The sequence below is a fragment of the Ensifer adhaerens genome (genome assembly GCF_002007205.1).
Classification (GTDB): domain Bacteria; phylum Pseudomonadota; class Alphaproteobacteria; order Rhizobiales; family Rhizobiaceae; genus Ensifer; species Ensifer adhaerens_D.
Map to the genome: position 1 here is coordinate 27831 of NZ_LAZS01000012.1, position 12637 is coordinate 40467.

Here is a 12637-nt window from a genome sequence, read left to right on the forward strand (position 1 = left end):
GTATCGTCGAGATGCTGCGCTTCATCCTGTCGCGAATAGGAATGGCCGTTCCGACGGTCTTCCTCGTCGCCGTCGTCGTCTTCTTCCTGATCCGCCTCGTTCCCGGTGATCCGGCGGCACTCCTGCTTGGAGACATGGCGTCGCCTGAGAGCGTCGCCGCCCTGCGGTCGGATCTCGGACTGGACAAGAACATCCTGACGCAGTTTGCGATCTGGTTGACCAACGTGTTCCAGGGCGACCTCGGGACGTCGATCACGACGAAGGAGCCGGTGGCCCATCTCGTCATCGAGCGTTTCAAGGTGAGCGCCGGCATCGTCCTCGTTGCCGTCGCCCTTGCCTCGCTGGCTGCGGTCCCCGCCGGCTTCATTGCCGCGCTCCGGCAGAACTCGAAGCTTGATCTGACGCTGGTATCGGTTGCGGCCTTGCTCTTGTCGATCCCGACCTTCTGGCTCGGCCTCGTCATCCTGCTCATCTTCGGCCTCAAGCTCGGCTGGTTGCCGGTGGTCGGTTACGTATCGGTTGCCGAAGACCCGAGCCGGGGGCTGCTTTACGTGCTGATGCCGATCCTTACCCTGTTCCTGCACGAGATCGGCGTGCTCCTGCGCATGGCCCGCGCCTCGGCGCTCGAAGTCCTAAGGCTCGATTACATTACCCATGCCCGCGCCAAGGGCCTTCCCGAGCGCACCGTGCTGTGGCGACACGTGTTTCCCAACGCCTTTGCGCCGACGCTGACGCTGATCGGTCTGGTTCTCGGCAACATGCTGGGCGGCATCGCCGTCGTCGAGACCGTATTCACCATCCCCGGCCTCGGGCGCCTTCTGGTCGATGCGATCTTCGGCCGTGACTATCCGGTGATCCAGGGATGCCTGCTGTTCATCGCTGTCATCTACGTGCTGGTCAATCTGATCGTCGACCTCTGCTATCCGCTCTTCGATCCGCGAGTGAAAATCACATGAAGACCCTTTCTGCCAATGCGATGGTTGGCGGCCTGTTCGTCGGCGCCTTCGTGATCGCAGCCTGCATCGGTTCGGTCTGGACACCCTACGATCCGATGGCGCTCGACATGAAGGCGCGCCTGGCCGGACCGTCGACCCAGCACCTGCTCGGCGCCGACGAGTTCGGGCGCGACGTGCTCAGTCGTCTGATGCTCGGCGCCTCGGCAAGCGGCATCGTCAGTCTCGCGACCGTTGCGATTGCGACCGTTCTCGGCACCGCGCTCGGCTCGATATCGGGCTATCTCGGCGGATGGACCGACCGGGTGCTCGTCGCCGTCACCAACGCCCTGCTCGCTTTCCCCGGCATCCTGCTCGCACTCGGCCTGCTCGCGATCTTTGGCGCCAACAAATACGGCATCGTGCTGGCGCTCGGCATCGCCTACACGCCTTCAGTCGCCCGGATCGTGCGCGGTACCGTGCTTTCGCTTAGGGAGCGGGAGTTCATAGATGCCTCGCGGATATCAGGTGATTCCGGGCTTTACACGCTGCTTCGCCACATCCTGCCCAATTGCATCGCCCCGTTGACAGTTCTGACGACATCGATGTTCGGCTGGACCCTGCTTTCGGAGAGCGCCCTTTCCTTCCTCGGCCTCGGTGTACCCCCACCAGCGCCGACCTGGGGCAACATGCTGGCCGCTGCCCGGCCTTACCTCGCCCAGGCCGCCTGGCTTGCGATCTTCCCGGGCCTTTGCATCTCAATTGTGCTGCTCGGCATCAATCTGCTCGGCGACGCACTGCGGGATCGGCTCGATCCGAAAATGAGAGGCATGCAATGAACACGCCACCCCTCCTCACGGTCGACCGGCTGGTGCTCGGCGCCACAGCCGTCGCCACCCAGGTCGTCAACGGCGTCAGCCTGACGCTTCGCCGCGGCGAGCGCATCGGCATCGTCGGTGAATCCGGCTCCGGCAAGTCGATGCTGATGCGCGCCGTCATCGGCCTTCTTCCGCCCGCAATCTCCAAGCTCGGCGGCAGCGTCCGGTTCGAGGATCGCGACATGGGAGATCTCCAGCCTGAGGAACTGCGCAAGCTGCGCGGCAAGGGCATAGGGCTCATCTTTCAGGAGCCGATGACCTCACTCAACCCTGCGCTCACAATCGGCCACCAATTGGAGGAAGGCCTGGCACTGCATACCGCGATGGATGCCACGGGACGCCGGGACGCAATCCTGGCGATGTTGAGGCGTGTCGGCATTGCCGATCCCGATGCCGCCGTTCGCGCCTTTCCGCACGAGTTTTCAGGAGGCATGCGCCAGCGCATCATGATCGCATCCGTCATGTTGCTGGAGCCGGCACTGTTGATCGCCGACGAGCCGACGACCGCACTCGACGCCGTCGTCCAGCGAGAGGTGCTGGAACTCTTGCATGCCCTGGTGGAGGAGAAAGGCACCGCAATGGTGCTTATCAGCCACGACATGGCGATGGTGGCCCAGTACACCGATCGCGTGCTGGTCATGCAGAAGGGCGTCTGCGTCGAGGAAGGAGCGACCAGCGAACTGTTGCGCGCTCCGCGCCACGAGTACACCCGGAAACTTTTGTCCGCCCTTCCCCGCCGCGCGCCGGCACGCGCGATCGCACCCAACGCGCCGCTTGCCAGCGTCAGAAACATGAAACTTGCCTATGGCAGCGGCAGCAGCGCCAAGGCTGTGCTGCACGGCATTGACCTCGACATCCATCCCGGCGAGATCGTCGCGCTGGTTGGGGGATCGGGTTCCGGCAAGACGACGCTTGGCCGCATCATCGCAGGGCTGCTACAGCCGAACGAAGGCACACTGACCTTCCGCGGCCAGGCGGTGAACAGGAAAAGCGGCGGCTACGCCGATTACCGTGCGAATTGCCAGATGGTGTTTCAGGATCCCTACTCCTCGCTTGATCCCAGGATGCGTGTGCGCGAGATCGTCGCCGCGCCGCTCCGGCACGAAAAGTCGATGCATTCGACCGCACGCCGCGAGCGGGTGAACGAAGTCTTGAGCGAGGTCGGGCTCGGTCCGCAATTCGCCGATCGTTTTCCGCATCAGCTCTCGGGCGGACAAAGGCAGCGTGTTGCGATCGCCCGTGCGCTCGCTCGCCGGCCGGACCTCGTCATCGCCGACGAAGCGGTCTCGGCTCTCGACATGACCGTAAAGGCCCAGATCCTCAAACTGTTGTCGCAGTTGCAGGAACAGCAGGGATTTGCGTGCCTTTTCATCTCGCACGACCTTGGCGTCGTCGAACAAATCGCCGATCGCGTCGTGGTAATGCATCGCGGCGTCATCGAGGAGCAGGGCAGCCGTGATGAAATCTTCGATCGGCCGACGTCGTCCTACACGAGGAAACTCCTGTCGGCGGTTCCCATGCTTACTCCGGCTGACGGCGGCGGCATCGACCTCGTCTGGCGAGCGGCTTAATCCAGGCGTTCAGCAGTAGCGGACGGCACAGTCTCGGCTGCCTTGCTGCTGCGCCGCCATTGTTGGCGATCAGGAATAGCCGGCAAGGCCCGCTGGCCCGATCAATTCACCTCGCGCGAACGAGGCGATGAACATTCATCAAAGGCTCTCCATGGCTCACTATCCAGACATTCTGCTTCACATCGATGGCATCTGGCGCGCCGCACGCTCCGGCAAGACCATTCCCGTCATCGACCCTGCCAGCGAGGAAACGATCGGTCAGGTGGCCTGGGCCGAGGTGGAGGATCTGGACGAGGCGCTTGCGTCCGCCGAGAAGGGTTTCAAGACGTGGCGGGCCACGTCCGCCTTCGACCGCGCCCAGGTGATGCGGTCGGCAGCCGCCCTGCTTCGCGAAAGGGCCGGCGACATCGCCTGTCTGATGACCCGCGAACAGGGCAAGCCCCTTGCCCAGTCGAAGGGCGAGATCCTCAGCGCGGCCGAAATCATCGAGTGGTTCGCCGAGGAAGGAAAGCGCGCCTACGGCCAGATCATTCCGCCGCGTTCGCCCGACGTCACCCAGATGACCGTCAAGCTGCCGGTCGGTCCCGTTGCCGCCTTCACGCCCTGGAACTTCCCGATCAACCAGGTGGTGCGCAAGCTGTCGGCGGCGCTGGCCACCGGATGCTCGATCATCGTCAAGGCGCCGGAGGAGACGCCGGCGTCGCCGGCCGAGCTCATCCGCTGCTTCGTCGACGCCGGGCTTCCGGCCGGCGTCGTCAATCTCGTCTACGGTGTGCCCTCGGTCATCTCGGAATATCTGATCGCCCATCCGGTGATCCGCAAGATGTCGTTTACCGGCTCGACCCCGGTCGGCAAGCTGCTCGCCGCCCTTGCCGGCCAGCACATGAAGCGCGCAACGATGGAACTGGGCGGGCATGCGCCTGTCATCGTCACCGATGACGCCGATGTCGAGCGCGCCGTCGCCGTCATGGCCGGCAGCAAGTACCGCAACGCCGGCCAGGTCTGCGTGTCGCCCACCCGCTTCCTCGTGCAGGAGCGCGTCGCGGACCAGTTCCTCGACGGCTTCGTCGCCGCGTCGAAAAAGATCAGGGTCGGCAACGGTCTCGAAGCCGGTATCGACATGGGGCCGCTTGCCAACGAGCGGCGCATCCCGGCGATCGAGAGCCTGGTCGCCGACGCGGTGGAACATGGCGCCCGGCTGGCAACCGGCGGCCATCGCATCGGCAACCGTGGCTACTTCTTCGAGCCGACGGTGCTGGCGGACGTGCCGCTTTCCGCGCGGATCATGAACGACGAGCCTTTCGGCCCCGTCTCGATCATCAACCGGTTCCAGGATCTGGACGAGGCGATCGATGAGGCCAATCGCCTGCCCTTCGGCCTTGCGGCCTACGCCTTCACCGGATCGGAGCGCAGCGCCCATCGCCTCGCAAGCGAGGTCGAAAGCGGCATGATTTCGATCAACCATCTGGGCCTCGCACTGCCGGAAGTCCCCTTCGGCGGCATCAAGGATTCCGGTCACGGTACCGAGGGCGGTTCCGAGGCGATCGAAGCCTATCTGGAAACGCGCTTCGTCACGCGAAAGAGCGTCTGAGCCGACAGAGCGAGTGCACCCGCCCTCGGCGACTGCCGGCGCCCCCTGGGCGCCATCCAACTTCTTCTCTTCTAAAACTCGGACTTCAACTTGCGTTACCATCGCCGCGACTGTTTCGAGATCGAACGCTCCTTCCGTCCACCTCCGGAACTGACACTGGAACGGAACGACGAGGCGCGATCCTGTCTTCATCAGCATCGACGTTTCGACGCCCTGAGGCTTATGCGATCTTCGGATCTCTTTCCCAATACCAAGCGACATACATCTTGCTGCGATCGTGTTGCCGCGCCTTGAGGTCCGCCTTGATCGCTCGTATGTCTTTTTTCTCGCAGGCAGCCCAGATGAAGGTCTCGTCATCTGCGGCTTCAATCGCTGCTTTCGCCTCTGAGACGAGAACGTCGGCGGTGTCCTCCCGGTAGCCCGCCCGGTGCAACCAACGCACGTTGAGCAGGCTATCGGTTAGAAGCACCTGCTCTTCGTCCTTGTCCTCAACCTCGATGATCGCTCGTATCTGTGTTCCGGCCGCCGCCTCGGCTGCGATACGTGCAATCGCTGGTAATGCGCTCTCGTCCCCGATCAGCAAAATGGACCGCGCTTCTGGTAAACCGCCTGCGCCAGGCCCGAGAAGAGCGACCGCGTCTCCCGGCTGGGCGTCGCGCGCAAAGTCCGCGCCTGGTGTCGATACGCCGGGTACGGGATGCTGCAAGAAATCGATCCACAACTCGCCCCGATCGCAATCGACGGCGCGGATGGTATAGACCCGAACAAGCAGCTCGTTCTCACCCTCCGGCCAGGCGATACGGCCGTCTTCTCGGAAGCCGGGCCAGACCGGCGGCTTGCCCTTCGGCGGCACCAGCAGGCGGACATGCATGTCGCCGCCCACGAAGGGGTTTACATCGGCGCAGGAAAATATCACGCGCCGCATATGGGGAGTGACATCGTGTGCCGAGACGACTTGCACTTCATGAAGGTTCGGGAGCACCGACAACGACGTCGGCTCCGACCACGTCAATTCAAACGGCTGGCCTTCGGCAAAGTAGAAAAGATGTTCGGCCAGGATCGTGCGGCTCATGTGCAGCATTTCACGCGTCGGGCAGTCGAGCTCGATCAACAACTGGGCCTTTTCGATCCTGATGTGGGCGACACCGAGCTTGCTTCGCAACACCGCCAAGTCGTCTTTACGTTCGACCTCGGCATGTTCGACGAAATGCTCGCAGATCTCGTCGAGCATGTCGGCCGGGCTGACGGGGACGGCTATACCGGACAGCTTGAAATTAGCCGCGTTCATGCGCTCTCCTTTTGTGATGCATCACCCATGCCGCCGATGGCGATCATCCGGTGTCGCCCGATCGGCAGCATGATTGGCCGGCCCGATGTGGGGTCGCTGATGACGCGACTATCGAGGCCGAAAACCTGTCGTACGGTCGCTTCGGTGAGCACCTCTTCCGGCGTGCCCGATATTTGCACGCGTCCATCGGCGATCGCGACGAGATGATCGGCATAGCGCGCAGCAAGGTTGAGATCGTGCAGCACCATGACGACCGTCGTGCCGCGCGTACCGTTGAGATCGGTCAGGAGGTCGAGCACTTCGATCTGATGGTTGATGTCGAGAAAGGTCGTCGGTTCATCGAGCAGCAAGATGTCGGTCTGCTGCGCAAGCGCCATCGCGATCCAAACACGCTGCCGTTGACCGCCGGAGAGTTCGTCGATCGGCCGTTCGGCAAGGTCGATTGTCTTTGTCGCCGTAAGCGCGCTGTCGACCGCCTCGTCGTCCTGTCGCGTCCAGCGGGAAAACAGGCTTTGATGCGGATGCCGTCCCCTGCTGACGAGGTCGGCCACGGTGATCCCTTCCGGCGCGATCGGCGATTGCGGCAGCAGACCCAGCGTCCGGGCGAGCTCTCTCGACGGCGTCCGGTGGATGGACTTGCCGTCAAGCATAACCTGTCCTGCGCTTGGTGCGATCAATCGCGAGAGCGTGCGCAGAAACGTGGATTTGCCACAGGCATTGGCGCCGACGATCACCGTGACTTTGCCCGGGGGAATGGTGAGGTCGAGCCCGTGCAGGATTTCGGTATTGTCGTAGCCGGCCGTCAATCCGCTGGCGACGAGCAGATGATCGGTCATAACGACCCTCCGATCCGATTGATGCGAACGATGAGGTAAATGAGGTAAGGCGCACCAAGCGCTCCGGTGACGACGCCGACCGGGTAGCGGCCCGGCAGAACGTGTTGCCCGACGTAATCGGCCAAAAGCACGAGCACGGCGCCCGTCAGCGCAGCGGGTGTGAGCAGCGAGCCATCGTTTCGCACGATCCGGCCGGCGATCGGTCCCGAAAGGAATGCGACGAAAGCGATCGGTCCCGTCGCTGCGGTCGCCGATGCGATCAGGCCGACCGCAGCGACGATCACGAGCATTCGTGTCTGCGAGACCCTGGTGCCAAGGGCCGCCGCCGTATCGTCACCCAGCCGCAGCGTCTCGAGATCGCGACCGCGAACGAGCAGTAGCCCGCCGAAGAAGAGGAGGGCAAGCAGAAGCGGCAGCGCCTGGCCAAGCTGCGCGCCGTTGACGCTACCTGTCAGCCAACGCATCGCTTCCTGCAGGTTCCAGTCAGGTGCCGACTGCAGGATGTAGGCGATAACACTTTGCAGCATGGCGGAGACGCCGATGCCGACCAGGATCAGCCTGGTGCCGGCGACCCCGTTGCGGAAGGAAAGGCCGTAGACGAGCAGCGCAACCCCAAGTCCCGCAACAATGGCGACGACCGAAACCATCGGCCCGTTCATCGACAGGACGGCAATGGCGAAAACCGCAGCCGCCCCTGCCCCGGAGCTAATTCCGATGATATCGGGGCTGGCGAGCGGATTGCGCAACATGACCTGGAATGCCACGCCGCCCAGTCCAAAGCACAAGCCCGCAAGGATCGACAGCACGGCGCGAGGTAATCTCAGTTGCCCGACCGTAAAGGACGCGCCCGAAACCGGTTCTCCGACGAGCACGCGCAGAACGTCGCCCGGCGGCGTGATGGATTGCCCAACCGACAAGGTGACGGCGAAAATCGCTGCGACCAGGGTCAGTAGCACCGCAAGAACGAGCCTGTACCTGCGCGCGCTTTTGCGGCGGTGTGCGATGACACCATCAATGGTGGACGAGGGAATTGTCACAGTTCCCTCACACGTTGGCGCCGGACGATCCAGATGAAGAACGGCGCACCGATCAGCGCGGTGACGATGCCGACGTCGATCTCTGCGGGGCGCGCGACGATGCGCCCGAGAACGTCTGCGGCGAGCAGGAGGCACGCGCCTGCAACCGTCGAAAACGGCAGCAGCCATCGATGGTCGACGCCAATCAACAGGCGGCAGATATGCGGCACGACCAATCCGAGGAATCCGATCGGTCCGCACACGGCCGTCGTCGCACCGCACAGAAGAATGGCGCCGAGGGAGGCAACGGCGCGCGCGGTTGCGACGCTTTCGCCGAGCCCGGTCGCAAGCTCGTCTCCGAGTGCAAGAGAGTTGAGTTTTCTGGCCGACAACAGGCTGACCAGGAAGCCTGCGAGCAGAAACGGCAGGACCGGAAGGATACGCTCGTAAGTCGCCCCGCCAACGCCACCGATCTGCCAGGAATGAATACCGCCCGCGATGTCGCCGCGCGGCAAAACGATGGCGATAACCAAGGACGCAAACGCGACCGAGGTTGCCGCACCTGCGAGCGCCATTTTCAGAGGGGTTGCGCCGCCCCTGCCGAGCGAACCTATGGCGTAGACGAAGATCGCGGCGCACCCGGCACCCAGGATCGCCACCCAGATGTATGCATAGAGTGACGACATTCCGAACCAGGCGACGCCGACGACGACAGCGAGAGATGCCCCCATGTTGACGCCGAGAATGCCGGGGTCGGCAAGCGGATTGCGGGTCACACCTTGCATGATTGCCCCTGCCAATCCCAGTGCACCACCGGCAAGCAGCGCCAGCAAGGTCCGTGGAATGCGCAACGCAACCGATGCGCGACCGATGTTGTCCTGCGCTCCGCTCAGCGCCGCGACGATATCGCCCCACCCGACATAGCGCGCACCGACCGTAACAGAGGCGACAAGCAAAAGACCGAGGAGCGCGAAAAGCGCTGCCAGCCAAAGACTTCGCATGCGGTTGGAACGGGAAACGGGCGAACACCACCCGCCCGATGTCTTGTTGGTCCAGGCGTTCATTTCGCCTTCTTGGCTGCCTCACTCAGCAGCCTCACGTAGTCCTTCAGGACCCAACTTATGGACAGAGGCGTGGGATTGGCGGCATTCCCGACAGCGTTGTTGCCGAGCATGACAATCGATTCTCGCGCAACTGCCGGCATATGCAGCATCAGGGCGTTGGCTTTCAAAGCGTCGAAGAGCATCCCGTCGCCGTAGGTCACGAGAATATCGACATCGTCGAAGGCATCGATCTGCTCCGCGCTGACCGAGCCCGAGAATTTTCCAGGTTGCGACGCCTGGACCACACTTTTCGGGGACGCGAGCCCAAGGTCGGCGAAAAACCTGACGCGCGTATCGTTGGTCGTGTAGAAATTGACGGTGCTGAGGTCCCATGAACTCAGATGGGTGATGAACATCGCCGATTTGCCCTTGAGTTCGGGATGTCCGTCTAGCGTTTGGGCAATGTCGGCCTCGATGCTGGTGATCAGCGCGTCCCCTTCGGCTGCCATCCCGAGCCCCGCACTGTTCAACCGGATCGTCTCGCGCCAGTCGGTGGACCAAGGAGCCTGCGGATAGGCGATGACAGGCGCAATCGCGCTCAACGTGTCATAATCCACCTGGCTGAGGCCCGAATAGGCCGCAAGGATGACGTCCGGTTGCGTGGCGGCGACCGCCTCGAAATCGATGCCATCGCCTTCGTCAAAAAGCACCGGCTTTTCGGCCTTGAGTTCATCCAGCCGCGCGGCCACCCATGGCAGAATGCCGTCGCCATCATCGTCGCCAAAGTTGGCGCGCGCCATGCCGACCGGAACAATGCCAAGAGCCAGCGGTACCTCATGGTTCGCCCAGGCAACGGTTGCAACCCGCTCCGGCTTCCTTTCAATGACGGTCGTACCGAAGGCGTGGGTGATGGTGATGGGATACGCAGCACCCTCGGCGGCGTGCACAAGATCGTGCCTACCGATCCAGAAAAGGGCGATCATTGCCAGCACGGCGAAACGGGCAAGCTTCATCGCCCCACTCCATCCAAGATAATAAGTTGACCCCAAGTCTCAGCTTATTTACCCGGCGTCAACGTCAAAGCAGCCGATATCCAGAAAGTGCGTGGAGATTCCCGCGGGATCGTACAAAAGCGGGGGAATATACAATACTGGACAAATCCGCTCCAGTTAATAGCGGAACCGTGGGACAACGACTTCAAGACGGGGATGTCCGGGGCAGCTTTGATGGGCACCGGACGGCAAGACGCGATGCGGTTCGGCGGCCTTCGACGGCATTAATCAGGCCGATCGCTTCAGCGTCTACGTCAATTGGAAAAATGGATATGAACATGCAGACAAGCCGCAGCCCGAAGCGGGCACCGATCCGCTACCGCAACGCGCTTCTCCTCGGCTGCACGACACTCTTTGCCTGGGCACCTGCCCTGTCTTTTGCACAGCAGGCAGGAACGGAAGGCGGAGTGACGGCGCTGGAAAAGATTGTCGCCGAAAGTGCTCGTGGCGGCAGCGTGCTGAACACCGATGACGATTCGAAGTCGATCGTTGCGACAGAGACGACCGGCGTCGGCAAGATGCCGACCGACATCCTTATTGCTCCTGCCTCGGTTTCCGTCATCACCTCCAAGGAGATTGAGGAGCGTGCCGCCGACACCGTTGAGCAAGTCGTTCAATACACCGCTGGTGTGGTGACCGACTTCTATGGCTCGGACGACCGCTTTGACTACTTCGACATTCGCGGCTTCACCCCGTACACCTATCGCGACGGCCTGGCCATCGGCAGGACCTTTGCTGGCGTTCGCGAAGAACCCTATGCCTTCGAGCGCATCGAGGTCTTGAAAGGCGCGAGCTCCTCGAGTTTTGGCACGGCAGAACCCGGCGGATCGGTCAACTACGTCACGAAAATGCCGAAGAGTGATCGTTTCGGTGAAGTCTATGGCACGGGCGGCTCGTTCTCGCACAAGGAACTGGGCTTCGATCTTGGGGACAACCTCACCGAAGACGACACCCTGTCCTATCGTTTGACGGGCAAATTCCAGCGCTCGGACGCCGAATACGATTATTCCCAGGATGACGAAAACTTCATCATGGGTGGCCTGACATGGCGTCCCACCGACACGACGAGCCTGACGTTCGTCTTCGATCATCTGGACAAGGACGGTGTCCCAGGCAGCGGTGGCCATCCTCTGGGTACTGATTTTGACAGGGACAAGTTTTTCGGTGAGCCGGACTATTACTTCACCGAAACGAACCGTAACAGCTACAGCGTCCTGTTCGACCACGATTTCGGCAACGGCCTGAGCTTCAGCTCCAATGCGCGTTACAGCAATCTGAATGACGGGTTCGGCAGCGCCTATATTGGCAGCACGCCGACCAACGGATCGACTGTGGCGGGCCGCTATTTCTTCGGAAACGAGAAATCGAATGAACAATTCGTCATCGACGCGCACCTCGTCTACGAGGCGGGTTTCGATAATGTCGAGAGCCGAACCTTGTTCGGCGCCGACTACAACAAATACGAGTCGGACAGCGCGAATTTCTATACGCTTGCGCCGTCGATCGACTGGGAAAACCCGATTTATTCCGGCGGTCCCGGCGCGATGGCCCCCTATGCCAAGACGAACAACGACCAGCAGACCAACGCCATCTACCTTCAGCAGGATCTGACCTTCTTCGACAGGCTGACCGTCAGCGTCGGCCTGCGCAACGATTGGCTGGATCTCCGCGAGACAAACCTGCTGGCAGGAACCACGCGGAGTGGCAGCCACAGCGAATTCACGACTCGAGTCGGCGCGAGCTACAAGATAACCGAGGAGCTCGCTCCCTATATCAGCTACGCCGAATCGGCAGCGCCGCCCGCCGCAGGCAGCGATCCAACGACGGGAAAGCAGTATGAAGCCGGTATCAAGTATCGTCCGGATGCTTTCCCGGCCCTGTTCACCGCTTCCGTCTACGATCTGACGAAGGGCAACATTACCGTCTTCGACCAGGTCACCTATCTGCCGCAAACGGTCGACAAGGTTCGACATCGCGGCTTCGAACTCGAAGCGAAGGCTGAGGTGACGGATAATTTCAGCGTGATCGCTGCCTACAGCTACATCGATTCCAAGATCGAAGAACCTGGCGGCGCCAATGACGGCAACCGCCTGATGCGCGTTCCGAAGAATATTGCTTCGGTGTGGGGCACTTACACACTGGAGGGAGAAGGGGCCCGAGGTGATATGATGTTTGGGCTCGGGGCGCGTTACACGGACGCGTATTACACCAACATCACCAACACCACATCATCGGACAGCGCGGTCGTGTTCGATGCGGCCTTCACCTATAAGGTCCAGGAAAACACGACGTTCCAGGTGAACGTCAATAATGTGTTCGACGAGAAACACGTGGCGAGCAAGGATAGCGGCGCGGTGTACTACAATCCGGGACGCAGCATCCTCGCGACGCTGCGTCAGACTTGGTAGACATGGGTCATCCCGCCCGCGA

The 12637-nt window shown here is 62.0% G+C and carries 10 protein-coding genes; 5 read left to right on the forward strand and 5 right to left on the reverse strand.

The window, feature by feature from the left end:
- The first annotated feature begins 11 nt into the window (after positions 1-11).
- The 4 genes from XB14_RS25045 (at position 12) to XB14_RS25060 (ending at position 4972) form a co-directional block, all read left to right on the forward strand.
- Positions 12-956, forward strand: coding sequence for an ABC transporter permease (locus XB14_RS25045; RefSeq protein ID WP_077965505.1), 945 nt, complete (start codon positions 12-14; stop codon positions 954-956).
- Positions 953-1771 carry an ABC transporter permease gene (locus tag XB14_RS25050; RefSeq protein WP_077965507.1) on the forward strand — a complete coding sequence of 273 codons (819 nt, stop codon included), beginning with the start codon at positions 953-955 and terminating at the stop codon, positions 1769-1771. Before XB14_RS25045 ends, XB14_RS25050 begins: the two co-directional genes overlap by 4 nt.
- Positions 1768-3381 (forward strand): dipeptide ABC transporter ATP-binding protein, encoded by a 1614-nt coding sequence (locus tag XB14_RS25055; RefSeq protein ID WP_077965509.1) that lies wholly within the window; start codon positions 1768-1770, stop codon positions 3379-3381. Before XB14_RS25050 ends, XB14_RS25055 begins: the two co-directional genes overlap by 4 nt.
- Positions 3382-3532: 151 nt before the next feature.
- Positions 3533-4972: an NAD-dependent succinate-semialdehyde dehydrogenase gene (locus tag XB14_RS25060; protein ID WP_077967688.1), complete on the forward strand. Its 1440-nt coding sequence runs from the start codon at positions 3533-3535 to the stop codon at positions 4970-4972.
- A 220-nt stretch (positions 4973-5192) separates the two neighbouring features.
- On the opposite strand, the gene XB14_RS25065 is transcribed toward XB14_RS25060, so the two are convergent.
- From XB14_RS25065 to XB14_RS25085, 5 genes are read right to left on the reverse strand one after another with little or no spacing between them, the layout of a single operon-like run.
- Complete coding sequence (locus XB14_RS25065) at positions 5193-6260, reverse strand: DUF2218 domain-containing protein (protein WP_077965511.1); 1068 nt, start codon at positions 6258-6260, stop codon at positions 5193-5195.
- Positions 6257-7096, reverse strand: coding sequence for an ABC transporter ATP-binding protein (locus XB14_RS25070; protein WP_077965513.1), 840 nt, complete (start codon positions 7094-7096; stop codon positions 6257-6259). The genes XB14_RS25065 and XB14_RS25070 overlap by 4 nt, the downstream gene beginning before the upstream one ends.
- Positions 7093-8133: a FecCD family ABC transporter permease gene (locus XB14_RS25075; protein WP_077965516.1), complete on the reverse strand. Its 1041-nt coding sequence runs from the start codon at positions 8131-8133 to the stop codon at positions 7093-7095. Before XB14_RS25075 ends, XB14_RS25070 begins: the two co-directional genes overlap by 4 nt.
- A complete protein-coding gene (locus tag XB14_RS25080) occupies positions 8130-9176 on the reverse strand; it encodes a FecCD family ABC transporter permease (RefSeq protein WP_077965518.1) in 1047 nt (348 codons plus the stop codon). Before XB14_RS25080 ends, XB14_RS25075 begins: the two co-directional genes overlap by 4 nt.
- Entirely contained in the window at positions 9173-10168 is a 996-nt protein-coding gene (locus XB14_RS25085) for an iron-siderophore ABC transporter substrate-binding protein (protein WP_077965520.1), read from the reverse strand. The genes XB14_RS25080 and XB14_RS25085 overlap by 4 nt, the downstream gene beginning before the upstream one ends.
- 305 nt (positions 10169-10473) lie before the next feature.
- Here XB14_RS25085 and XB14_RS25090 point away from each other — a divergent pair, with 305 nt between their 5' ends.
- Positions 10474-12615 carry a TonB-dependent siderophore receptor gene (locus tag XB14_RS25090; RefSeq protein WP_077965522.1) on the forward strand — a complete coding sequence of 714 codons (2142 nt, stop codon included), beginning with the start codon at positions 10474-10476 and terminating at the stop codon, positions 12613-12615.
- The last annotated feature ends 22 nt before the right edge of the window (positions 12616-12637 follow it).

What these genes read in the sequence shown, in the direction of transcription:
- XB14_RS25065 (WP_077965511.1), bottom strand. Translation starts at nt 6,260, where the DNA reads ATGAACGCGGCTAATTTCAAGCTGTCCGGTATAGCCGTCCCCGTCAGC.
- XB14_RS25085 (WP_077965520.1), bottom strand. Translation starts at nt 10,168, where the DNA reads ATGAAGCTTGCCCGTTTCGCCGTGCTGGCAATGATCGCCCTTTTCTGG.
- XB14_RS25055 (WP_077965509.1), top strand. Translation starts at nt 1,768, where the DNA reads ATGAACACGCCACCCCTCCTCACGGTCGACCGGCTGGTGCTCGGCGCC.
- XB14_RS25050 (WP_077965507.1), top strand. Translation starts at nt 953, where the DNA reads ATGAAGACCCTTTCTGCCAATGCGATGGTTGGCGGCCTGTTCGTCGGC.
- XB14_RS25070 (WP_077965513.1), bottom strand. Translation starts at nt 7,096, where the DNA reads ATGACCGATCATCTGCTCGTCGCCAGCGGATTGACGGCCGGCTACGAC.
- XB14_RS25060 (WP_077967688.1), top strand. Translation starts at nt 3,533, where the DNA reads ATGGCTCACTATCCAGACATTCTGCTTCACATCGATGGCATCTGGCGC.
- XB14_RS25090 (WP_077965522.1), top strand. Translation starts at nt 10,474, where the DNA reads ATGGATATGAACATGCAGACAAGCCGCAGCCCGAAGCGGGCACCGATC.
- XB14_RS25045 (WP_077965505.1), top strand. Translation starts at nt 12, where the DNA reads ATGCTGCGCTTCATCCTGTCGCGAATAGGAATGGCCGTTCCGACGGTC.
- XB14_RS25080 (WP_077965518.1), bottom strand. Translation starts at nt 9,176, where the DNA reads ATGAACGCCTGGACCAACAAGACATCGGGCGGGTGGTGTTCGCCCGTT.